The organism is Thermoanaerobacter sp. RKWS2 (assembly GCF_026240795.1).
GTDB lineage: Bacteria > Bacillota > Thermoanaerobacteria > Thermoanaerobacterales > Thermoanaerobacteraceae > Thermoanaerobacter > Thermoanaerobacter ethanolicus.
Genome location: NZ_CP110888.1, coordinates 327,498 through 351,585 on the forward strand (window position 1 = coordinate 327,498; position 24,088 = coordinate 351,585).

Below are 24,088 nucleotides of genomic sequence, written 5' to 3' on the forward strand. Positions count from 1 at the left end.
TTTGCAATAGAAGAGGCTTCATATCCTCTTCTATTGTAATGAAATAACAATCTAGGGGGTAGAAAATTATATGTATAAATATGAAATTTTAAATAAGCTTAATGCGAATGGTATAGTAGCTATAATAAGAAAGATAGATAAAGGCAAACTTGATGGTATATTAAATGCCTTAATTGAAGGTGGTATTAGATGCGTCGAGGTAACGGCAGACACTGATGGGGCTTTTGAGTTTATTAGGAATATGACAGCAAAATATGGAGAGAAGCTTTGCATAGGTGCTGGGACAATATTAGACCCTGAGACATGCAGGATGGCCATAATAGCTGGGGCCCAGTATATTGTAACTCCTACGTTAAATATTGATGTAATCAAGACTGCCAACAGGTATGGTAAACACGCCATACCCGGAGCTATGACGCCGACAGAGATATTGACTGCATATGAAAATGGTGCAGAGATAGTAAAGGTATTCCCTGCTGGCTCATTAGGTCCGTCGTATTTTAAAGAGGTGCTAGGACCATTATCTCATATACCACTGATGGCCACAGGAGGGATAACAATAAATAATGTCTTTGAGTTTAAAAAAGTAGGCATTAAATTGTTTGGCATCGGTTCTGCACTTCTAGATAGGGAAGCCATTAAGGCTAGTGATTTTAATAAAATAAAGGATATAGCAAGAAAATTTGTAATTGCTCTAGCGAATGATATTTCCAGTTGATTGATTAGTTAATGTTAATAGTAAAGATAAAATTGAGTGAGGCCGTTTTCGGCCTCTTTTTATAGTGTAATTGTGGAAATTTCTAGTTCTTGGTGAAGAAGTCGTGATGGTTATCTTTCTGAATACCTGCTATAAAAACTAATTTTTTCTTTTTATCACATTTCATTATTTTCTACCTTTGTGTTATAATTTCTAAAGGACATTTTTATTAATGTATTTTGACGTCTTGGTAAGCTTCCAAGGGATAAAATGATAAAAAACTTTTGGGGGAGAGTGATTTTATGGAAAACTTTGTTTTTTCAAGCCCTACAAAAATTATTTTTGGTAAGGGAACAGAACATCAAGTGGGTGAAGAGGTAAAAAAGTATAGCAACAAAGTGCTGTTCTGTTATGGTGGAGGAAGTATAAAAAAGTCTGGCCTATATGATAAAGTTGTAAATTCTTTAAAAGAAGCTGGAGTTGAGTTTATAGAGCTATCAGGTGTAAAGCCTAATCCAAGGCTTAGCCTTGTGCAGGAAGGAATAAAATTATGCCGAGAAAATAATATCGATTTTATTTTAGCTGTTGGCGGAGGAAGCGTTATTGACACTGCAAAGGCTATTGCAATGGGTGTGCCTTATGAGGGAAATGTGTGGGACTTTTTTGCAGGAAAAGCGCAGCTTGAAGAGGCTTTACCTGTAGGTGTCATCTTAACTATCCCTGCAACAGGAAGTGAGGCAAGCGATGCTACAGTTATTACAAATGAAGACGGATGGTTTAAAAAAGGGTTTCATCATGACTTGATAAGGCCTAAGTTTGCAATTATGAATCCAGAGCTTACATATACATTACCCAATTATCAAACGGCCTGTGGTGTTGCAGATATTATGGCCCACGTCATGGAAAGATATTTTACAAATGTCAAAAATGTTGATTTGACTGATAGGCTTTGTGAAGCTACTTTAAAAACTGTTATAAACAATGTGCGTATTGTGCTAAAAGACCCAGCAAATTACAATGCAAGGGCAGAAATTATGTGGGCGGGTACCATCGCACACAATGATTTATTAAGCACAGGAAGGATAGGAGATTGGGCTTCCCATAGAATTGAACATGAACTAAGCGCTATTTACGATATTGCTCATGGAGCAGGACTTGCAATTATCTTTCCAGCCTGGATGAAATATGTATACAAGCATGATATAAATCGCTTTGTACAATTTGCTGTAAGAGTATGGGATGTGGACCTACCTTATGAAAACCTCGAAGACATAGCATTAGAGGGTATAAGACGAATGACAGAATTTTTTAAAGAGATTGGTCTTCCTGTTACCCTTAAAGAAGCAGGCATTTCTGATGACAGATTTGAAGAGATGGCCAATAAATGTACAGACAATGGCAACAAAAAACTCGGCAATTTCGTAAAGTTAGGAAAGGAAGATGTCATTAATATCTATAAATTAGCAAAGTAGAATTTCTAAAAGTCAGTCATTATTGGCTGACTTTTTTGCTGTGATTTTATATTTTTTTAATAATTAATTAATAATTTGTTACAAATTGGACATAAAAACTGATATAATTTATGATATAATCTATATTGACAAAATGTGACGTGTGAACCGAGTATTTTTAATATGGGGGATCGATATGGAAAATAATGCAAATTTAAAGCGAAGTGAAAGGAGAAAGCATAAAAGAAAAAATGAAAACAACAGTACCATTAGAAATATATTAAAATTTTTAGGATATGCAATATTGATTTTGATTTTTATAGGAGTTGGGGTAATAGGAGGCAAAGTTTGGGCAATAATTAAAAATACTCCACCGATTTCGCAGGAGGCTTTGACAGCACAAAGCCAATCCTCCATTGTATATGCAAAAGACAGCAATGGTCAGTGGCAAAGAGTAGCAATACTTCATGGGGCTGACAATAGGCTGTGGGTTCCTATAGAAAAAATACCCAAAGATTTGCAAAATGCTTTTGTTGCTATAGAAGACCAAAGGTTTTATAAAAATAATTTAGGGATTGACCCCAAAAGAATCATTGGAGCTCTTATTGCAGATATTAAAGCAGGAGGTAAACCCGTTCAGGGTGCAAGTACTATAACGCAACAGCTTGTAAAAAATACCATGATTTCCAATGAAAAAACACTTACCAGAAAAATACAAGAGGCTGTACTTGCGTGGAGATTAGAACAAAAGTATACAAAAGAGCAAATACTTGAAGCATACCTTAATACAATATATCTTGGAGGACCTAATGTAAATGCTTATGGAGTCCAGGCGGCAGCTTTGGCTTACTTTGGCAAAGACGTAAGCCAGTTAGACTTAGCCGAATCTGCTATGATTGCTGGTATTACTAATAATCCGTCTGTATATTCACCTTATGCCAATTTAGAAGCTGCTACACAAAGACAACACCTTGTTTTAAAAAAAATGCTCGAACAAGGGTATATTACTAAAGAGCAGTACGATAAAGCAATAGCAGAGAAATTGGTATTTAAAAAGACGAATTTTACCACATATGACCATAAATATTTTATAGACCAAGTCATAAATGATGTAGCAGATGAATTGTCTAAAAAACTCAATATCTCTCATGACGAAGCAATAAACAAAATATATAATGGCGGACTCAGAATTTATTCGACAATGGATTTGAAAATACAAAGTTATGTTGAAGAGGCTTTCAAAAACCCAGAACTTTTTCCTATGAATTCAAAGATTAAAGACGAAGTTCAGGGTGCAATGGTTGTAATGGATTGGAGAACAGGAGAAGTTAAGGGACTTGTTGGGGGACGTGATACTTCTAATATAGTTAGAGGATTCAATAGGGCAACTCAAGCTTATAGACAACCGGGCTCTTCAATAAAACCTCTTACGGTTTATGGACCGGCTTTAGAAAGCGGGCTCACAGCAGCGACAGTTGTTGATGATGTTCCAACAACTTTTGGCAATTGGACTCCTCACAATTACGAAAGTTCTACTTATAGGGGACTTGTAACGTTGAGAGAAGCTTTGACTCATTCATTAAACATCCCTGCTGTCAAAGTTGTTGATAGGATAGGGGTAGCTACTTCTGCAAATTATGGCAAAAAATTTGGACTTGATATAACCAAGAATGATATGTATTTACCTGCTCTTGCTCTTGGGGGACTTTACAAGGGGGTTACGCCTCTTCAAGAAGCTGCTGCTTATGGAGCAATTGCAAATGGAGGAGTTTATACAACACCTATTACTTTTACTAAAGTCACAGATTCTGAAGGGAATTTGATTTTAGAAAATAAACCGTTAAGACATGTAGTTTTAAGCGAGCAAAATGCTTATATATTAATGAACATGATGCAAGACGTTGTAAAATACGGCACAGGTACTCGTGCGAGGATTCCTAATATGCCTGTTGCTGGTAAAACTGGAACTACTGATAATTACAGTAATGCATGGTTTTCAGGTTTTACTCCTTATTATGTTGCTACTGTGTGGATGGGCTATGATAATAATTCTATTTCATTATACGATACCAGAACAGGTATTAAGGTAGTAGGTGGCAGTTACCCTGCTCAGTTGTGGAAGACAGTGATGCTTCAGATACACAAAGATTTACCATATAAAGATTTTGTAAGACCGCCGGGAATTATTTCTGTCACAGTATGCAAGGATTCAGGGGAACTTCCTACAGATTTGTGTCACTTAGATCCTCGGGGTGACAGAACCTATACTGAAATTTTTGCACAAGGTACCCAACCCACAACTTATTGTACTGTTCACGTAATGGTTAAAATAAATTCTCAAAATGGTAAACTAGCAACGGATTTAACTCCTCCTGATTTGGTAAAAGAAGCTGTGTTTATAGATCCACCGGGTAGAACACCAGCGCAGAATGCAGTTGCACTAGATGGAAAATATGTGGTTCCAAAAGAATACGACGATATTGTTCCGCCACCACAGAATTCTACTGATGGTAATGCTCCAGGGGATAATACTCAACCACCGCCCGCTAATAACGGTGGTACAGAGCAACCTCCTGGAGGAGAAACGACCAATCCGCCTCCTAACAATGGTAATTCTCAAACTACTCCGCCTAGTAATAACTCTCCTTCCACAACAAATCCAACACCATGAGAAAAAAGCATACTTGAAAGCATAGCTTTCAAGTATGCTTTTTTGTGCGCCCGGCATGGGCGATAACTAGGCGGTGAAAGTCCGCTGTGGGCTTGGTAGTGGGAACCACTAGCCGAACCGCAAGGGTGTCCATCGTGAGGTGGAATCTGAAGGAAGCGGCAGGCAAAATCTCGGTCTGATGAATAAAAACCAGATAGGAGGCTGAATTGGGGCGGATGAGTTTGCATTACAAAACGAAGTCCAACACTACCCGAACCCCATACAGTAAATCTGGCAGATAGATGAGATGAAGGTTATCGTTCTTACCCGGGGAGGTCTGAATGATATGCTCAAGTGGAGAATAAATTTTCTTCATGAGTAACCTATATTGTGAGATATAGCTGAACATTCAGAAGTCAGTTCAAGTCATAGTACTGTTTGAACCTACCGAAAGGATAGGTAAGGGAAGGACTTGACGGTAGTAATTAAGCAGATATTAGGATGGACTATTCATGTTTGAAAGCTGTCAACCCTGATAGGGACTGCCTAACAGAAAATAGAGTGGAACTCGAAGATAAAGGTTAGGAGTGCTTAGTGAAATCTACGCCTAATATATGGAGGTAATCTCACTTATTTACTTACCGAACCGCCGTATACCGAACGGTACGTACGGTGGTGTGAGAGGACGGTGGTTAGTCACCGCCTCCTACTCGATTATAAAATGTGCTATTATTAACTTAAGGTACAGTTGGAGGGGTTAAATTTGAAAAAGATTGTTTTATTAATGATGGTTTTAGTGTTATTTTTATCAGGGTGTGACAATTTAAAAACCCCAGGGGAAGCTATAAAACCTCCGAAAAATATTGCAAATGCCGCCTTGCAAGACGGCAATGTGCCTTTGTGGACAATTCAAAGTAATGGAGAAAGATTTTTTGATACGACATTTATATCAGAAGATGAAATCGTTACTTTAGTGTATAAAGATGGCAACATATATTTGAGAAGTTATGACAAAGATAAAATGATTGAAGAAAAACTTTTGGGGACAAAAGCAGATTATAGAATATTAAATACCTCTTTAAATAAATTTGTGGTTAAAAAAGGAGAAACGGAAATAGCACTTTATGATGATAAGTTAACTGAAATTTTAAATTATAATGTGGAGGCTAAAAAGATTGATTATCAAAAGAATGTGTTAGATGCTATGGTGTCTCCTGATGGAGAAGCTGTTGTTATTTCCAATGTATACTATAAGGATAATTATCCAGCTGATGGCGAATTAATATTGTTCAATCAAAATAAAATTGTCAAAAAGATAAATCATGTAATACCGAAGCTTGAAAATTTTAGCGATAATAGCGAAAAATTTTTGTTTATTGATTTAAGCAATAGAAATAACAACAATAATTTGATGAAAGAGAAAGAAAATGACGTTCTTTATCTTTCCTCTAGTGATTTGCTACAATATAACATTTATGTGTATAATAGAAATGGGAAAATGATAAAAAGAATAAAGATGCCGCTCAGCCCATCAAAGGTAGAAGGAACTTCTGGCATGACAAAAATTTCGGCTTTATTATCTGCTGATGGCAATACAATTTTATTTTCCAGTTATTTTGACAAAAAACTTTATATAGAAAAATTAAATGGCGACAAAACAGAGATCCCAACGATAGCAGAGAGGTTTTACACTAATAAAGATGCTACTAAGTTTGTTATAGGCAATTATGGAGTTTCTAAAATTTATGATAGTTGTGGAAAGCTTGTAGACTATATTGTAGTAAATTACGGACTTATAAATGATGTGCGTTTTGAAGGGAATAATACTTATTTTGCTATAAATGGCACTACAATTCCTAACGAAAACTAAAGATTACATAGGGGTCATGGATGAAAGTGGAAATATGATTTGGACTGCCAAAGTCTATGATACTATAGCAATGCTTAAATTTTCTCCAGATGGCAAAAGAATTATGGCACAGTCTTCTAAATCTATATCAGTATATGACTATCACAATGGGAAAATGGACATTATACCTCGCCCTATAAACGGAAAATATCCTGAGTTTGTCTGGAAAAGGTTATTAAATGAAGACATTGAAGGAGAAAATGCTTTTATATTTACAGATGAATTAGAAAATATTTATATAGCTAAAAATACTAATTTGATAAAGGCTACAAAAAATGGCAATCAGTTTTGGATGGTAGGTACAAGTAAACCTATCAAATTTTTGGATTTATCTCGCAATGGAGAGTTAATTGCTTTAGTCATAGAAGATGAAAAAGGCAGTGAAGTGATAGTTTATGATAAGTCAGGCATGGTGATTTCCCACAAATACATAATAAAAGGGCACGAAGTAACTTCCGTTTCTGTATCTCCTGATGGAGAATATTTTTCCTATGCAGTATCAACGCCTGAAAATGAGGAATATGGCTCTTTTATTAATTTTTTTAATGATAAAGGGTATATGATATGGGAGCAAAAAATTAAATCTACTTTTGTTTATGACTTATCTATAAATAAAGATATAGTAACTGCCTCTTTTGACGATGGTAATTCTTCTGGAATTTTAGCGATGGATTTTAGCGGCAAAGTTTTTTATAATAAAGACATGAAAAGCAATGAACCTTTTATAACAGCTTCAGAGGATGGAAAAGCGTTTTTACTCTTAGGTTTTGACGGTAGTATTGGATTTTATAATAGAGAAAAGGCACTTTTAAGTGAAAACTATACAAAAAAAGGAGTTATACAACAAGCTTTAATGTCTAAAGATGGGAAAGCAGCGGTTCTAATATCTTTCAGCAAAGATTATAAAGAATATTATATTACATTTTTTAACAATTTTAATATGACAAAAACTATAACTTCTAGTTGGAAAGTTAAAAAAGCAGTTATGACACCTGATGGAAATTATATAGTAATTTTATCTCAAGAATATGACAATACCATAAACAATGCTAATAAAATAACTATGTACGACAAACAAGGAAATACTTTATATAGTTATTATCATAAAAGCGGTATTTATGATATTGCTATTACGGAGGATGGTTCGAACTTGTACATATATTCCGCAGATGGTTACGTATATAAGTATCGCAATAAATAGTTTTACTGAGAGGGGGCTTTTAATTTGAAGAGCATTGACTATTTAAAGGAATTGACTAAGTTTGAACACAGGGGCTCTGCGACAAAAAATGAAAGGCAAGCCGCGGAGTATATTTTGCAGGAATTGAAGAGGATGGGGTATAAAGCTGAGAAACGGACTTTTAAAACTACAAGAGACAATCTATATATGCTTCCTTTACAAGTGGGTGTTTTGCTGTTTATTTGCGGCTTTTTCTCATTGATGTACGGCGGACCTTTAGAAATAGCAGCATTTTTACTCAGTTTATTTGCGATAAGTCTTTTGTTATTAGAAGTAAGTGGTAAGCCAGTTGAAACAAGTATAATGCCTAGGCATTTATCCCAAAATGTTTTTACAAGTTTTGATGAAAGCCGCAGTAAAAGAATAATTGTATCAGCTCATTATGACACGCAAAAAGGCAGCATAATGTTTCATCCTAAAATTGTCGACAAACTAAGTGCAATTTACAACATTTCATATATAGGATTTGGACTTATTCCAATTGGAATTTTGTTTAATATTTTCAATTTAGTTATAGCTCCTGCAATATTGCGTATTGGACTTATTATTGTTTTTGCAAATATAATTTTTATGGCTATATGTGAAGTAACGGGTAGGTATACACAAGGGGCAAATGACAATGGCACAGGGGTAGCTTTAACTTTAGCATTGGCAAATTACTATATAAACCATAAAGACAAGTTTCCTGATAATGTTGACATGGTATTTTTATTTACTGGCAGTGAAGAGACGGGGGAAAGAGGAATGAAAAATTTCATAAGGGAATACCGTAAAAAACTTTCTAAAGAGACCAAATTCATCATACTTGATAATCTTGGAACTGGTAAAGTTACATACCTTGAGGGGGAAGGAATGATATTTTATAAAAGAGCCGGGAAAATGTTACTTGATATAGCAGAGGAGATGGCAAAAGGTCGTGACGGAAAAGTTCAAAAAATGAAAAATTTGCTCCTTCCTACAGATGCTCTTCCAGCAATGGCTGCTGGATTTGATGCAATAGCGTTTCTTGCAAAAGATGAAAAAGGAAGACTAGGTAACTACCACTGGCATACGGATACTATAGAAAACGTCGATACCCAACTTTTAAGTTATGAAGAAGAGTTTTTTAAAGAGTATTTAGTTAAAGTAGCAGAAAGATTAAATTGACAAAAAATTAACTTGACTATATTTGAAAAATCGAATATAATTTATATGAAAGGGTGAAAAGAAGTGGAAGCTGACGTATATAATAAAGCTGCCGAATACTTTAAAGCATTATCACATCCTACAAGAATAAAAATAATAGAGCTTTTAAGCAAAAAAGAAATGTGCGTATGTCAAATGATGGCAGCACTAAATTTAGACCAATCCCATGTATCAAGGCATTTAATGGTGTTAAGAGCAAATAAAATGGTAAAAACCAGAAGAGAAGGGACTATAATTTATTATTCTTTAACAGATGAAAATATCATAAACATTATCGAGAAAGTGAAAAATATCTTTCTTGTTACAAAATAAATTTTTTTATTTTTTATATTCGAATATTCGAATATAAAAATATATAAGGAGGTTAATATAAATGATAATTGCTTTTTTAAATGCTGGAGAGGAGGTGAAATATGTGGCAAAGAATTGGTATCCTATAATAGATAAGGATAAATGCATTCAGTGCTATCAATGTGTGAACTTTTGTCCACACGACGTTTATACCATCGGTGACGATGGGTATCCGGATGTTGTAAATCCAGACAACTGCGTGGAATTTTGCCGTGGATGCTCAAAAGTTTGTGATAATGAAGCTATAACATATTTTGGAGATAGGAGGTAATTTTTATGAGTAAAAAAGGATTACTTTTATGTGTCTGCCAAGGCACATGTCCATCATTTCAAGAGATGGATACATTTGAAGTTTTGAACACTTTAAGAAGAGAGGGCATTTTTGAATGGGTAGGATTACATCCTCAACTTTGTGCAGATGATGGAGACAGGTATTTAAGGGAATTATTAAGAGGAGCACAAATAGATGAACTTTATGTTGCTGCCTGTGATCCTACAATGCAGAGGAAAATGTACAGAGATGCTTTTGATGATGTAGTCTTTCCTAGAGATAAGCATATTGGAATCGAAATAAGAAACATGAATACACAGCAGGTTATTGAGGAAATAAAGAAAGCTGTACACTTAACGGGAAATTGTTAGTTCCACCTGTGAAAGTTAAATAAAGTAACTATCTGGCCGTATGGCCAATTTTTTTAATAAAAATCTTTGCTTTTTAAAAGAGCAATTTTGCTTTTTGTTTTATGACAAAGATATGTTATAATATGTATGCAAGCAATTACTTGCATACATATTGTGAGGTGTTTTAATGGGCGATTCGGTGAAGGAAAAGATAGTTATGTCTACTTTAAAACTAATTTCTGAAAAAGGATATAAGTCTACAACTACAAGAAATATTGCAGAAGAGGCAGGAGTAAATGAAGTTACAATTTTTAGATGTTTTGGAAGCAAAAAAGATATAGTGCTTTATGCATTAAAAGAGCTGGAATTATTAAAGCCTGTAAATGAAAGAATATTAGACAAATGTACATGGGATTTAAAAGAAGACCTATTCATGTTGGCTCATGAATATCATAAAAATTTTACAGAAGAAAAAGCGAAAATCATGATAGGTTTGAGAAGTCCAGAGATTTTTGAAGAGGTAAAAGAATATCTGATCAGGATTCCAAAAGGCTTTAAAGAAGTTTTGATAAAGTATTTTGAAAAAATGTATGAGAAGGGATTATTAAATACTGATGATTTTGAACTTTTAGCCTTTGCTTTTATATCATTGAATTTCGGTTTTGTTTTAATGAATGCCTCCTATGGTAACAAGCTAATTGGCTTTAGCGATAGAGAATTTGTTAAAAAAAGCATAGAAATTTTTGTAAAAGCAATAGAAAAAAGTGATTGAAGTAGTGTAAAATATGATATATGATGTACTTGGAGGAGAGGAGAGCAAATAATGAAAATAGGTATTCCAAAAGCTTTAATGTATTATTTTTATTATCCATTCTGGAAAACTCTTTTCGAAAGCCTTGGTTTTGAAGTGGTCACCTCTGACGATACTTCAAAAAGTATTTTAGACATAGGGGTAAAAGAAGCAGTTGCGGAAATATGTGTACCTATGAAGGTATATACAGGACATGTTTTAAATTTGCTGGATAAGAGTGTCGATTACATATATATTCCTAGGTTTGTAAGCTTAAGGAAAGGTATATTTATGTGCCCTAAATTTATGGGGTTGCCTGACATGATAAAAGGCCTTTTTGATGGCATTGAGAATAAAATTTTGACTCATAACATAGTGTCAAAAAGTACTGACATATCAGAGTTTCACAATTATACAGTTTTTATCGATAAATTGGGTGTGAGTAGAAAAGATTTAAAAAATGCTTTAAAGAAAGCCCGAGACAAATGGCTTGAGTTTAGAGCTTTGAATAAGCAAGGATATGATATAAATGAGCTTTTGACGAGTGATAAACCAAAAAAATATGATGGCGATATTACAATAGGTCTAATTGGTTATGTATATAATGTTTATGATAGATTTGTCAATATGGACTTGCTTAATGTTTTTCGCAAGCTCAACATAAAAGTTGTGACTTTTGATATGATGGAAGAAAGGATAATACAACGTCAATTGAAAAAATTTAAAAAAAATATGTTTTGGGAATTTACTAATATGCTCTTAGGTACAGCTTATGAGTTTATGGAAAGAGATGACATTGATGGTATTATTCATATTACTGCCTTTGGATGCGGTCCTGATTCAATTCTTGAGCCTTTTTTAACTATAGATTCTGAAAAACACAAAAAACCTTTTATGACTTTAAGAATTGATGAGCAAACTGGCGAAAGCCACGTAATTACACGAGTTGAGGCATTTACGGACCTCATAAGGATTAAAAAATATAAAGCTGAAAAATCTGTGGAAGGCGTGATTTAAGTGAAGATAACATTTCCTTATATGGGTTCTCCTTATATGTATGAAAAACTTTTTACATTATTAGGGCATGAAGTGATAACTCCCCCGAAGCCTTCACAAAAAACTGTAGATTATGGGGTAAAATATAGTCCTGAATTTGCTTGTTTTCCTTTAAAGGTTATTTTAGGAACTTATCTTGAGGCTTTAGAATTAGGAGCGGATACTATAGTGACTTCTGGTGGGAATGGCCCCTGCAGGGCTGGGTATTATGGAGAGGCTCAGAAAAAAATACTTAAAAACATGGGTTACGATGTAGAATTTATAATATTTGATGAGCCGAAAAGAGATTGGAAAACTTTTTTGGAAAATGTAAAAAAGATAAAAGGGAATAATTCATGGCAGCAGGTTATTAAAACTGTAAAAACTGTATATGACATGGCAAAATCGATGGATAAAGTAGAGAAAATCGTAGAGACCAAGAGAGCTTATGAGTGTAATAAGGGAGAGTTTACTAAGGCATGGCATGAAATTACAGAAGAGTATAGAAGAATAGAGTCCTCTGAAGATGTAAAGAAGATTGAAAGAAAGGCAATTGAGAGGTTGAATAGTATAAAAATTTGTGAAGTACCGGAAGAAGAAAAAATAAGGATTGGAATAGTAGGAGAAATATATGTTGTAATGGAGCCTTCAATAAATGGTAATATAGAAGAAGTTTTAAATGCTTATGGTGCAGAAGTGGAAAGGTCTCATTACATTTCCGAATGGATTGACTTTAATCTAATACCTTTGCCTTCTTACAAAGAGAAAGAACATCAAATATTGAAAAAAGGCGAGAAATACATAGAGATAATAATTGGTGGGCATGCGAAACAGTCTGTAGGTGCAATAATTGATTTTATGGAAAGAGGATTTGATGGAGTTGTTCATTTAAAACCCTTTGGATGTTTACCGGAACTTGTTTCTCAAAGTGTGATAGATAAAATAATGAGAGAATATGACTATCCAATTTTGTCACTTTCTGTAGATGAACAAATGGCTATTGCCAATGTATTAACGAGAATAGAAGCTTTTTTAGATGTTATAAAACTAAAAAAACACAGAAAAAGGATAGCGAGGTAGACAAAAGTGGAGAAAATATATATTGGTGTTGATGTAGGGTCAGTAAGTATAAAGGTTGTAGCCATTGATGAAAATAATGAGGTATTATTCAATTCGTACGTAAGAAATGTTGGGCAACCAATTGATACTGTAAAGGATGAACTAGCCAAATTACACAATGAGTTAGCAACTAAAGAAATAGGTGGTGTTGGAGTAACGGGAAGTGGCAGACAGCTTCTTGGATACGTTCTTGGTGCAGATGTAATAAAAAATGAGATTACAGCCCACGCTACTGCTACATTACACTTTCATCCAGATGTTAGTACTATTTTTGAAATTGGCGGACAGGACTCAAAACTTATTATTATAAATGATGGTACGATAGCTGACTTTGCTATGAATACGGTTTGTGCTGCTGGGACAGGGTCATTTCTTGACCATCAGGCACAAAGACTGGGTATAAAGATTGAAGAATTTGGTGAAATTGCACTGACTGCAAAGCGTGATGTGAGAATTGCAGGTAGATGTACAGTTTTTGCTGAATCTGACATGATATCAAAACAACAATACGGCTTTAGTAAAGCTGAAATATTAAAAGGTCTTTCTAAGGCCTTAGTGAGAAATTATATGAACAATCTTGTAAGAGGAAGAAAATTGAAGCCAGTTTTTGTATTCCAAGGCGGTGTTGCGGCAAATATTGCGATAAAAAAAGCGTTTGAAGAAGAAGTAGGACATGAGGTAATTGTGCCAAAGTATTACGATATTATGGGAGCGATAGGTATTGCTATGTTAGCAAAAGATGAAATGAAGCGGACAGGCAATCCTACTAAGTTTAAAGGGTTTGAGGTTTCAGAGGAGAAGTTTGAAACGACGAGTTTTATTTGCAAAGCTTGTCCTAACGAATGTGAAATAATACAAATTAAAGCAAACGGCAAAGTAATAGCGATGACAAGAGATAGATGTGGAAGGTATTCAAATTCTGTCATATAAGCATAAGGAGGCTTAGATATGGCCCATCATCATGATCATGGGGAGATAAGCAAAAATAACTTAGTTATTGCGATGATACTAAATTTTGTGATAACAATAGGCGAAATAATAGGAGGTATATTGTCAGGCAGTTTATCTCTTATATCAGATGCACTTCACAATTTTAGTGATGGAATCTCAATAATTGTAAGTTACATTGCAATAAAAATATCTAAAAAAGAGAACAATGAAAAAATGACATTTGGCTATAAAAGGGCAGAGATACTTGCGGCGCTGTTTAATTCGGTGGTTTTGGTAGTTATATCTTTATATCTTTTTAAAGAAGCATATATAAAATTTTTTAAACCGGAACCGATCGATGGCGTTTTAATGATAGTAGTTGCTATTATAGGACTTGCGGCAAATACGTTATCAGTGTTTTTACTGAAGGAAAATGCTCAAAAAAATTTAAATATAAAATCAACATATATACATCTGCTTTCTGATGCTTTGTCATCGCTTGGGGTAGTTATTGGAGGTATATTTATCTATGCATACAATATTTACTGGATTGATCCGCTGCTAACAGTTTTAATAGGAGCTTATATAATAAAAGAAAGCTTTGAAATAATAGATGAAACGATAGGAATATTGATGCAAAAAACACCCGAGAATATAAATCTTGACATCATAAAAAAGGAAATTGAGAAACTTCCAGACGTAAAAAATATACACCATGTACACGTATGGCAAACTAATGATAAAGATATACATTTTGAGTGTCATGTCAACACAAGAGATGACATTAAATTAAGTCAAGCAAAATTATTAATGGATCAGATTGAAACTATTCTTGATGAAACTTTTGGCATACATCATGTTACTTTGCAGATGGAATATGAATGTTGTGAGAATGTTGGGCTGATAAATAGAAAAGGTTAGTAATATAAAAAGCCTCCGGCTTAGTTCACCAAACAAGGGGAGAATAAAACCTTCTCCCCTTGTTTTTATTATTGTTCTTTCGCTTTTTTGAAGTAATTTTCAAGCAATGCAATTACTATAATTCCCAGTATACCTCCTATGAGTGCTGTTATAAGCTGAGGTGTTGTAAAAGCCTGTACAATTTTTAATGGAACTTTTACATTGAACAGGTGCATTATATATTTTACTGATAAAGCAAGCCATATAAACTTAACTACAGCACCTACTATCATTCCTATTACTTTGTTTTTTTGCGTTGAAAAAAGCATTACATATAACCCATTACCCACCATTATGAAAGGAATCATTAAAGGAAATCCCATTATGCCTACTAAAAATGCAATTACCGGTGTTAAAAGTCCTATTATAATTCCTGACCACATTCCTACAGTTCCAGCTGCGATTAAAAGCATTGCATTAACGATAGAACCTGTTATAAGTTGTGGCATTTTTAAAAACTGAAATATTAAAGTAATAGCTAATAGGATAGCTGTTCTCGTTATAAATTTTGTATTCACACAAATCGCCTCCTTTCCTCTTATTGTCAATTATATTTTATTACTTTAGCAGAAGAATGTCAAATAAATATCAAAGTTGAAAAGAAATTTTTAGCTTTGTTGACTTTCGCACAAAGAAAGGATACAATTTAAATATAAATGTAACAGTTGTTACAATAGAGGTGATTTATGTGAATGAAATAGAATTTAAAGAGGTAAGTTACAGTAGTTTTGGAAAAGAGATATTAAAAAACATTTCTGTAAAGTTTGAAGGTGGAGCAATACATACTATTGTCGGCCCTTCTGGAGCTGGAAAATCGACGCTGATTAAACTGATAAACCGATTGATAGATCCAACCCATGGCAGTATTTTAATAGACGACGTGGATATTAAAACAATAGATGTGATAGACTTAAGAAGAAGAATTGGAATGGTTTTTCAGCAGCCTCATCTTTTTGAAGGAACAGTAAAAGAGAATATTGAGTATGGTCCAATGCTTAAAGGCGAAAAAAATGTAAACGTGGAGTATTATTTGAGCATTGTAGGATTGAATAATGAGTATGCTACAAGAGATGTGAAAAATTTATCAGGAGGGGAACAGCAAAGAGTTTCTATAGCGAGAACTCTTGCAAATAATCCTGAAGCTCTTTTACTTGATGAACCTACTTCAGCTCTTGACCCTACTTCTACAGAAATAGTAGAGAAATTAATATTTAACCTAAAAGAAAAAATGAATTTGACGATTATTTGGATAACTCACAACATGGAACAGGCTAAGCGCATTGGAGATTACACAGCACTGCTTAACAAAGGGCAATTAATAGAATATGCTAAAACTTATGATTTTTTTACAAATCCCCAAAATGAAATTACAAAATTGTTTATACAAGGCAAGTTAAAGGAGGAAGTTAAATGAGTGTATTGTCTTTGACATTGGCGTCAAGTCTTGTGCTAATATCAATTTTTGTTTCTTATTACCAAAAGCTGGGGATTGAAAAGGAAATAGTTATAGGTACTATAAGAGCGGTTGTGCAGCTTACAATAGTAGGATACATTTTACACTACATATTTGCTGCCGATAATGCTTTATTTACCTTGGCAATGGTAAGCTTAATGATAGTAGTTGCTGGAAATAATGCTTCAAAGAGAGGGAAGGGAATACCGAATGTTTTTTATTTTATCACTTTTTCAATTGCCTTAAGTGCCGCGATTACAATTTCTCTGCTTATTTTATTTGGGAATATACATTTTAGCCCCCAGGAAGTTATACCTGTATCAGGGATGATAATAGGAAATTCAATGGTAGCCTCAGGACTTGCTGTTTCAAGACTAAAAGACGAAATAAAAAATAAGTCAGAGGAAATAGAGGCGTATTTGTCACTTGGTGCAACTTCAAGGCAAGCAGCTCAAAAAGTGATAAAGACAGCGATAAAGACAGGGATGATTCCAACAGTTGACAGCATGAAAACTCTAGGCATCGTCCAGCTTCCAGGAATGATGACAGGGCTAATATTGGGTGGAGTAGACCCTATTGATGCAGTTAAGTACCAGATAATGGTTACTTTTATGTTGGCTTCTACAGTAGCGATTTCATGTTTTAGTGTTACTTTTCTCACCTATAGAAACTTTTTTACAAAATATCATCAATTAGTGATTGATTTACAATAATATTGTTTAAAATGATATTGCATTTATCCCTATTTTGTAATAAAATAATGTACAAATCAATTTTTTAAATGCGATGAAGTGGAGCAGTAGGCATTGTAAGCTTTAAGAGAGCCGTTGGTGGGTGCAAAACGGTAGCCTAAGATGCCGAAACTCGCCATGGAGCAGGCATACTGAAGTGTAGTAGGTATGCACGGTTACTGCCGTTACAGGTTTAAGTGGGCTTATGCCAAGAAGAGTGGTACCACGGAAGTGCAAGTCTTTCGTCTCTTAAAGATGAAAGACTTTTTTTAATAAAATCGAGTTTGCTAAAAAATCATAGATAGGAGTGGAGGTTTATGGCTTACTCAGTGGATGTTGATAGAAAATGGCAAAAAAGATGGGAAGAGACAAAACTTTACAAGTTTAATCCTGAAAATGTAGATAAAAAGCTTTATTGCCTTGAGATGTTTTCTTATCCTTCGGGTGCAAAGCTCCACGTAGGGCATTGGTACAATTACGGACCTACTGATTCTTGGGCGAGAATGAAAAGAATGCAAGGCTATGAGGTTTTTCATCCAATGGGATTTGATGCCTTTGGACTTCCTGCAGAAAATTACGCGATAAAAACAGGAATACATCCTTATGATTCCACTATGGAAAACATAAGAACAATGGAAAAGCAGTTAAGAGAAATGGGGGCAACTTTTGATTGGGACTATGAAGTAATAACTTGCTTACCGGAATACTATAAATGGACACAGTGGATTTTCCTTAAGCTTTTTGAGGCAGGCCTTGCCTATAGAAAAAAAGCTCCAGTGAATTGGTGCCCAAGCTGTCAAACTGTTCTTGCAAACGAGCAAGTTATAGATGGAAAATGTGAAAGGTGTGGCACTGAAGTTACAAAGAAAGATTTGACTCAGTGGTTTTTCAAGATAACTGCTTATGCAGAAGAACTCCTTGAAAAACTGGATGAACTTGATTGGCCTGAGAAGACAAAAATAATGCAGAGAAATTGGATTGGAAAGTCGGATGGGGCAGAGATAGAATTTAAAGTTGACGGCAAAGACCTGACATTTAAGGTGTTTACAACAAGAGCTGACACGTTATATGGAGCGACGTATGTAGTTATTGCGCCAGAACATGAGATTGTGGATTTAATCACTACAGATGAATATAAACAAGCTGTTGAAGAGTATAAAGAATACGCGAGAAAACAAAGTGAAATTGAAAGGTTGTCTACTGAAAAGGAAAAGACAGGGGTATTTACAGGAGCATACGCAATTCATCCTCTGACGGGAGAGAAACTCCCTATTTGGATAGCAGACTATGTCCTTGCAACATATGGAACAGGATGTGTCATGGCTGTTCCTGCCCATGATGAAAGAGATTATGAATTTGCAACAAAATACAACCTTCCTATAAAAAGAGTGATAAAAGGAATTGGAGATGTGGAGGACAGTCTACCCTTTGTTGAGTATGGAGTGCTTATAGACAGTGGAGAATTTACAGGTATAAAATCAGAAGAAGCGAGGATAAAAATTGTAGAAAAATTAAAACAAGAAGGTAGAGCAGAGTTTAAAGTAAATTACAGATTGAGGGATTGGCTTGTTTCAAGGCAGAGATACTGGGGTGCTCCAATACCTGTTATTCACTGTGAACGCTGTGGCATAGTCCCTGTCCCAGAAGAAGATTTACCAGTATTACTCCCTTATGATGTGGAATTTGCTCCAACAGGTGAGTCTCCACTTAAAAAGCATGAGGGCTTTATGAATGTAACTTGTCCTAAATGTGGTGGTAAGGCCTTAAGAGACCCCGATACCTTGGACACTTTTGTGGATTCTTCCTGGTACTTTTTAAGATATCCCGACAACAAAAACGACAAAGAGCCTTTCAATAAAGAATGGATAAATAAAATGTTGCCTGTTGACAAGTACGTAGGTGGAGCAGAGCATGCGACAATGCATCTTTTGTACGCAAGGTTTGTTACAAAGGCTTTGAGAGACTTAGGATATCTTGACTTTGATGAGCCGTTTAAATCTTTGGTGCATCAAGGCACAATATTGGGACCTGATGGAAGCAGAATGAGTAAATCTAAAGGAAATGTCATTTCGCCTGACGAATACATTAAAGAATACGGTTCTGATGTATTCAGGCTTTACCTTATGTTTGGATTTGCTTATTCTGAAGGTGGGCCATGGAATGATGATGGTATTAAGGCAATTTCCAGATTTGTCAATAGAGTGGAGAGGTTTATAGATAAATTTATTGAGACAAGAAACAATCCTGGCAAGACCAAAGACGAAATGGGAAAAGATGAAAATGAATTAAACTATGTGAGACATTATGCTATAAAAGGTGTGACAGAAGATGCAGAGAGATTTCAGTTTAATACTGCAATAGCGAGGATAATGGAACTGGTAAATGCCCTTTATAAATACGAGGCAGATGTGGAAGTTAAAAATATCGAATTTTATGAAGATGTGGTGGCAGATTTAATAAGGCTTTTGGCGCCATTTGCTCCTCACTTTTCCGAAGAAATGTGGGAAAAACTTGGATATGAATATTCTGTTTTCAATCAAAAATGGCCAAAGTGGGATGAAAAAGCTCTACAAAGAGATGTTGTAGAAATAGCTGTGCAGGTAAACGGCAAGGTAAGAGGAAGACTTGAAGTTCCTTCAAATGCTACTGACGAAGAAATAGAAAAGCTCGCTCTTTCTGATAAAAATGTAAAAGCATATGTGGATGGAAAAGAGATAAAGAAGGTTATAGTCGTCAAAAACAGGCTTGTAAATATTGTTGTGAAATAAACTAAAGCAGGAGGTATGCTCCTGCTTTTAAATAAATATTTTTAGTGATGGTGAGGGAGTAAATTATGATAGTAGATAGTGATGCTAAAAAGAGTATAAATGGAGTTAAAAGTGCACTACCTATTGTGTTAGGATATTTGCCAATAGGTTTTGCTTATGGACTAGTTGGCGTGAAAAGCGGCTTTACTGTTTCACAAGTGATGGCATTGTCTCTTTTTGTATATGCGGGTTCAGCACAATTTATTGCTATAAGTTTGCTTAGTGCAGGAACAAGTATCGTTACACTGGTGTCTACAATATTTATAGTAAATTTGAGGCACTTTTTATATAGTACATCGCTGTCGCAGTATATGAAACATATATCGAGGAAACATATACCAATATTATCTTTTTTTATTACTGATGAGACATATGCTGTTGCGATTACAGATTTGCAAAATGACTCTAAATACACTGAAGGTTATTTCTACCAACTATTTTTAACCTCTTATACTGCCTGGGTATTTTCTTCATTTTTAGGTGCTGTATCAGCAACTTTGATAGGAGGTTCTATAAACATAGGGCTTGATTTTGCACTTCCCGCAATGTATATTGCATTGCTACTTATGCAAATATCAGGGTATAAAAAAGTTTTTATAAGTATATTTTCGGGTTTGATGTCTATAACTTTGATTTTTATATTACCAGGAAATACAAATGTCATTGTAGCTGCATTAATAGGTGCAGGAATGGGGGTATTGCTTGACAAATGGGTACGAAATTTATAATAAGTGTTATTGGAATGTTTTTAGTGACATATATTCCGCGATTTATGCCTGTTTATGGCTTAACTAAAATAGAACTTCCTCAAGCTGTAAAGTCGTTTCTTGAGTATGTGCCTGTAGCAGTTCTTTCAGCTCTTTTATTTCCAGTAATTTTTATCAAAGATGGAAAATTATTTTTAGATTTGTCAAATATATATTTACTCTCAGCAATACCGACATTTATAGCTGCATATTTTACGAGGAAGCTATTTACACCTGTTGTTGTTGGTATTGTCAGCTATGTGATTTTATCATTTTTTATTAAGTAGATTGGTATGCTTTCTGGATAACAATGTTTTTACTGCTTTTTAAAATAAGCAGTTTTTTTATTTGCGTTTTTGTGATATAATATACTTGCAAATGTTTAATAAACAAATAATTGTTTGGGAGTGTATTGATGTGGCATTGACACAGAGGGAAAAAGAAATATTGAGATTTATAAAGAAAAATCCAATGATTTCTCAAGAAGAATTAGCCCAGCTTATGGGTATTAGCAGGTCAGCTGTTGCAGGGCACATAGCAAACCTCATGAAAAAGGGCTTTATATTAGGAAGAGGCTATGTGGTGAGGGACTTTAAAGGTATTACTGTAATTGGAGGAGCAAATATAGATATAAAAGGTAAACCCTATTCAGAGCTTAAGCAGCATACTTCAAATCCGGGACACATAAACATAGCACCTGGCGGTGTAGGAAGAAATATTGCTCACAACCTTGCACAGCTTAGCTTACCTGTTACACTTTTGAGCGTTGTGGGTAATGATGATGAAGGAAGAAGGCTTCTTGAGGAGACAAGGCAAGCAGGGGTAAATGTTGAACAGATTGTAATTTCAAATACAAGGCGTACAGGTATATATCTTGCCATTCTTAATGCAATTGGTGATATGGATGTGGCTCTTTCGGGAATGGACATTTTAGAAGAGTTAAATATACAATATCTTGAGTCCAAGATGGAAGTTATAAAAAATAGTGAGATTGTAGTTTTTGATACAAATATTCCCAAAGACAGCATCAAATATATTGTGGAACTTTGCTACAATAATAATATTCCTATAGTGGCAGAGCCCGTTTCCATCGACAAAGCAAAAAAATTAATAGGTGTACTTGACAAAATCGATTATGTAACTCCAAATAAAGAAGAACTTGAATCGATATCTGGAGTTAAAATAGCAAATGATGAGGATATGAAAAAAGCAGTTAAATATTTAAGACAAAAAGGAGTCAAAAATGTCATAGTAACTTTAGGAGAAAGAGGGGTATATATTTCTTCAGAAGAAGTTGAAAAATTTATAGAACCATATCAAGCCGAAATTGTTGATGCTACAGGTGCAGGAGATGCTTTGACGGCTGGCTTGGTCTATGGTATTTTTAATGGCTATACTCTGGATGTATCGGCAAAACTTGGTCTTGCTGCGGCATCTCTTACAATATCCTCACCTTATACAGTAAATCCATTTTTAAATGAAAATCAATTAAAAAATATAGTAAAGGAGATTGTAAAATGAATAAGTTTATTGATTTGTCAAAAGAAGTTAAAGAAGCAATGGAAGAAAGGAAGCCTGTTGTTGCACTTGAATCCACTATAATATCTCACGGAATGCCTTATCCGGAAAATATTGAGACGGCTAAAACTTTGGAGAATATTATAAGAGAACATGGAGCTATACCTGGTACAATTGCCATTATAAAAGGAAGAATAAAAATTGGTTTAAGCGAAGAAGAACTCGAATTTATGGGAACTTCAAAAGAAATATTAAAAGCTAGCAGAAGGGATTTACCCGTAGTTTTAGCAAAAGGACTTAGTGCAGCCACTACAGTTTCTGCAACAATGATTTGTGCAAATCTTGCTGGAATAAAAGTGTTTGTTACAGGAGGTATAGGAGGTGTCCACAGAGGTGCCGAACAAACATTTGATATATCAGCTGATTTACAAGAACTTGCAAATACAGACGTAGCAGTTGTATGCGCAGGTGCAAAGGCAATACTTGACCTCCCACGTACTATTGAATACCTTGAAACTTTTGGAGTTCCTGTGGTAGGGTTTAAAACTTGGGAATTTCCAGCTTTTTATACAAGAGAAAGCGGACTTAAAGTTGATTATAAAGTTGATGACGAAATAGAGGCTGCAAAAATTATAAAGACAAAATGGGATTTAGGCCTCAAAGGTGGGATTTTAATTGCAAATCCTATTCCAGAAGAATATGCCTTGGATAAAGCTTATATAGATAAAGCAATAGAAGATGCTCTTTATGAGGCAGAAAAACGCAATATAAAAGGTAAAGAAATAACACCTTTTTTGTTGGATAAAATAAAAGATTTGACACAGGGTGAAAGTTTAAAAGCTAATATTGAACTTGTTAAAAACAATGCCCATGTAGGCGCAAAAATTGCTATTGAATTAAATAAATTGTATAAAGAGGCGTAATCCGCCTCTTATACCTACTTTTTGTCGTTGTCATGTACTTCATCTATTATTTCTTCTCTCATGTTCTGTATACTTGTCAGCCTATTTTTGTTCTTCTGCTTAATCCTTTCTATTTCTTCAGGAGAAAGTTCTTCTGCGTGTAATTTTAGGTAATCTTCTGCTTCTCTATAATTTTCTATAGTATCGTGTATCATTTGTTGTAATTTTTCTACATTGTCTGAGCGGTCATCCGGCTTTGGAGGTTTTGTGTATTTATCATTTTCCTTTGCCATAACATCACCCCAATTTTAAAATTTCTTATATTTATTTTGTTCATAAAAAATATTTATATGTATTGTAGGAAAAGATGTTGTTAAGTGCAGAAAATTGAAGCTATTATTTTAGCGTAAACCCTCTCTTTTCTTACTATCGTGTGGTATAATAATAACAGTAGCCATGAAAGGAAGGAAATATTATGTCACAAAAATACGACATTACCATTAAAGATATTTTTTCTAATATGGCAGACGACATAACGGCTTATTTTTTAGGTCTTACATATACTAAAACAGATGAACTCTATATGCTCTTTTGCCTATAATGGACAGAGAAAGAAGAAAAACAGAAGGAGAGAAATATCTTAAAGAGTGCGTAGAAGCAATAAAAAATATACCCATAGATATAAACAAGAAAAAAGACATAACTTTTAAGGCAGAGATATTATCAGGCTTAGTCTACAGCGGGGAAGTTATAGAGAGAGTTTTTACGGAGGTGATGGAAATGTTGCGGATTGAGGAATCTGAAGCATACAAAATGATATTAGAAAAAGGCGCTAAAGAAAAAAGCCTAAGAATTGCAAAAGAATTATTAAAAGAAGGCATGGATATTAGTAAGATTGCGAAAATCACAGAGCTTTCAATAGAAGAAATTAAAAAACTTATGAACTGAAAGCGCTCATTGGGGCGCTTTTATTTTTATTCATCTTTTTTTAAG

24 protein-coding genes, 1 pseudogene and 1 other annotated feature are annotated in these 24,088 nt (G+C 34.5%); of the genes and pseudogenes, 23 read left to right on the forward strand and 2 right to left on the reverse strand.

The annotated features are described in order from the left end of the window. Nucleotides 1-70: 70 nt before the first annotated feature. The 14 genes from OEI98_RS01620 to OEI98_RS01685 all read left to right on the forward strand — a co-directional run bounded on the left by OEI98_RS01620 (nucleotide 71) and on the right by OEI98_RS01685 (nucleotide 14,899). Entirely contained in the window at nucleotides 71-718 is a 648-nt protein-coding gene (locus OEI98_RS01620) for a bifunctional 4-hydroxy-2-oxoglutarate aldolase/2-dehydro-3-deoxy-phosphogluconate aldolase (protein ID WP_266039151.1), read from the forward strand. Nucleotides 719-999: 281 nt separating this feature from the next. Then, the gene (locus OEI98_RS01625; protein ID WP_266039153.1) at nucleotides 1,000-2,169 is read left to right on the forward strand and encodes an iron-containing alcohol dehydrogenase; all 1,170 of its coding nucleotides are present in this window, start codon (nucleotides 1,000-1,002) and stop codon (nucleotides 2,167-2,169) included. Nucleotides 2,170-2,344: 175 nt separating this feature from the next. Further along, nucleotides 2,345-4,819, forward strand: coding sequence for a transglycosylase domain-containing protein (locus OEI98_RS01630; protein WP_266039155.1), 2,475 nt, complete (start codon nucleotides 2,345-2,347; stop codon nucleotides 4,817-4,819). A 742-nt stretch (nucleotides 4,820-5,561) separates the two neighbouring features. Then, nucleotides 5,562-6,668: a hypothetical protein gene (locus OEI98_RS01635; protein WP_266039157.1), complete on the forward strand. Its 1,107-nt coding sequence runs from the start codon at nucleotides 5,562-5,564 to the stop codon at nucleotides 6,666-6,668. A 16-nt stretch (nucleotides 6,669-6,684) separates the two neighbouring features. Further along, entirely contained in the window at nucleotides 6,685-7,908 is a 1,224-nt protein-coding gene (locus tag OEI98_RS01640) for a WD40 repeat domain-containing protein (RefSeq protein WP_266039159.1), read from the forward strand. A gap of 24 nt (nucleotides 7,909-7,932) precedes the next feature. Then, nucleotides 7,933-9,093, forward strand: coding sequence for a M28 family metallopeptidase (locus OEI98_RS01645; protein ID WP_266039161.1), 1,161 nt, complete (start codon nucleotides 7,933-7,935; stop codon nucleotides 9,091-9,093). 63 nt (nucleotides 9,094-9,156) lie between these two features. Then, nucleotides 9,157-9,444: an ArsR/SmtB family transcription factor gene (locus OEI98_RS01650; protein ID WP_266039163.1), complete on the forward strand. Its 288-nt coding sequence runs from the start codon at nucleotides 9,157-9,159 to the stop codon at nucleotides 9,442-9,444. A 61-nt stretch (nucleotides 9,445-9,505) separates the two neighbouring features. After that, a complete protein-coding gene (locus tag OEI98_RS01655; RefSeq protein ID WP_006569260.1) occupies nucleotides 9,506-9,754 on the forward strand; it encodes a 4Fe-4S dicluster domain-containing protein in 249 nt (82 codons plus the stop codon). A gap of 5 nt (nucleotides 9,755-9,759) precedes the next feature. Continuing rightward, entirely contained in the window at nucleotides 9,760-10,125 is a 366-nt protein-coding gene (locus OEI98_RS01660; RefSeq protein WP_266039166.1) for a heterodisulfide reductase subunit A-like protein, read from the forward strand. Between the two features lie 166 nt (nucleotides 10,126-10,291). Continuing rightward, entirely contained in the window at nucleotides 10,292-10,876 is a 585-nt protein-coding gene (locus OEI98_RS01665; RefSeq protein ID WP_003869910.1) for a TetR/AcrR family transcriptional regulator, read from the forward strand. A 51-nt stretch (nucleotides 10,877-10,927) separates the two neighbouring features. Beyond that, a complete protein-coding gene (locus tag OEI98_RS01670) occupies nucleotides 10,928-11,911 on the forward strand; it encodes an acyl-CoA dehydratase activase-related protein (protein ID WP_029688440.1) in 984 nt (327 codons plus the stop codon). Further along, nucleotides 11,912-13,009 (forward strand): acyl-CoA dehydratase activase-related protein, encoded by a 1,098-nt coding sequence (locus OEI98_RS01675; RefSeq protein ID WP_266039171.1) that lies wholly within the window; start codon nucleotides 11,912-11,914, stop codon nucleotides 13,007-13,009. It begins immediately after the preceding gene. Nucleotides 13,010-13,015: 6 nt separating this feature from the next. Then, nucleotides 13,016-13,978 carry an acyl-CoA dehydratase activase gene (locus OEI98_RS01680; protein WP_266039172.1) on the forward strand — a complete coding sequence of 321 codons (963 nt, stop codon included), beginning with the start codon at nucleotides 13,016-13,018 and terminating at the stop codon, nucleotides 13,976-13,978. Nucleotides 13,979-13,996: 18 nt separating this feature from the next. Then, nucleotides 13,997-14,899 carry a cation diffusion facilitator family transporter gene (locus OEI98_RS01685; protein ID WP_266039174.1) on the forward strand — a complete coding sequence of 301 codons (903 nt, stop codon included), beginning with the start codon at nucleotides 13,997-13,999 and terminating at the stop codon, nucleotides 14,897-14,899. A gap of 68 nt (nucleotides 14,900-14,967) precedes the next feature. Here the strand turns inward: OEI98_RS01685 and OEI98_RS01690 are convergent, their stop codons facing one another. After that, a complete protein-coding gene (locus tag OEI98_RS01690) occupies nucleotides 14,968-15,456 on the reverse strand; it encodes an ECF transporter S component (protein WP_266039176.1) in 489 nt (162 codons plus the stop codon). A gap of 170 nt (nucleotides 15,457-15,626) precedes the next feature. On the opposite strand from OEI98_RS01690, the gene OEI98_RS01695 reads away from it, so the two are divergent. The 7 genes from OEI98_RS01695 to OEI98_RS01725 all read left to right on the forward strand — a co-directional run bounded on the left by OEI98_RS01695 (nucleotide 15,627) and on the right by OEI98_RS01725 (nucleotide 23,116). Next, nucleotides 15,627-16,352, forward strand: a complete 726-nt coding sequence (locus OEI98_RS01695) for a phosphate ABC transporter ATP-binding protein (protein ID WP_014062201.1) — start codon at nucleotides 15,627-15,629, stop codon at nucleotides 16,350-16,352. Next, complete coding sequence (locus tag OEI98_RS01700) at nucleotides 16,349-17,104, forward strand: ABC transporter permease (protein ID WP_266039179.1); 756 nt, start codon at nucleotides 16,349-16,351, stop codon at nucleotides 17,102-17,104. Before OEI98_RS01695 ends, OEI98_RS01700 begins: the two co-directional genes overlap by 4 nt. A 64-nt stretch (nucleotides 17,105-17,168) precedes the next feature. Then, nucleotides 17,169-17,375 (forward strand) — a binding site (T-box leader). Nucleotides 17,376-17,439: 64 nt separating this feature from the next. Continuing rightward, the gene (leuS, locus tag OEI98_RS01705) at nucleotides 17,440-19,890 is read left to right on the forward strand and encodes a leucine--tRNA ligase (protein ID WP_266039181.1); all 2,451 of its coding nucleotides are present in this window, start codon (nucleotides 17,440-17,442) and stop codon (nucleotides 19,888-19,890) included. A 65-nt stretch (nucleotides 19,891-19,955) separates the two neighbouring features. Continuing rightward, entirely contained in the window at nucleotides 19,956-20,657 is a 702-nt protein-coding gene (locus OEI98_RS01710; RefSeq protein ID WP_266039183.1) for an AzlC family ABC transporter permease, read from the forward strand. After that, entirely contained in the window at nucleotides 20,639-20,962 is a 324-nt protein-coding gene (locus OEI98_RS01715) for an AzlD domain-containing protein (RefSeq protein WP_012994436.1), read from the forward strand. Before OEI98_RS01710 ends, OEI98_RS01715 begins: the two co-directional genes overlap by 19 nt. A gap of 130 nt (nucleotides 20,963-21,092) precedes the next feature. Beyond that, complete coding sequence (locus OEI98_RS01720; protein WP_266039184.1) at nucleotides 21,093-22,196, forward strand: PfkB family carbohydrate kinase; 1,104 nt, start codon at nucleotides 21,093-21,095, stop codon at nucleotides 22,194-22,196. Next, nucleotides 22,193-23,116 carry a pseudouridine-5'-phosphate glycosidase gene (locus OEI98_RS01725; RefSeq protein ID WP_266039187.1) on the forward strand — a complete coding sequence of 308 codons (924 nt, stop codon included), beginning with the start codon at nucleotides 22,193-22,195 and terminating at the stop codon, nucleotides 23,114-23,116. Before OEI98_RS01720 ends, OEI98_RS01725 begins: the two co-directional genes overlap by 4 nt. Before the next feature lie 14 nt (nucleotides 23,117-23,130). Here the strand turns inward: OEI98_RS01725 and tlp are convergent, their stop codons facing one another. Further along, a complete protein-coding gene (gene tlp, locus OEI98_RS01730; protein ID WP_009051883.1) occupies nucleotides 23,131-23,388 on the reverse strand; it encodes a small acid-soluble spore protein Tlp in 258 nt (85 codons plus the stop codon). A 182-nt stretch (nucleotides 23,389-23,570) separates the two neighbouring features. Here tlp and OEI98_RS15220 point away from each other — a divergent pair, with 182 nt between their 5' ends. Then, nucleotides 23,571-23,696, forward strand: a complete 126-nt coding sequence (locus tag OEI98_RS15220; RefSeq protein WP_416237343.1) for a hypothetical protein — start codon at nucleotides 23,571-23,573, stop codon at nucleotides 23,694-23,696. Next, a pseudogene (locus OEI98_RS01735) lies at nucleotides 23,675-24,043 on the forward strand (DUF4351 domain-containing protein); the annotation flags it as partial. The gene OEI98_RS15220 and the pseudogene OEI98_RS01735, both read left to right, overlap by 22 nt. Nucleotides 24,044-24,088: the final 45 nt, after the last annotated feature.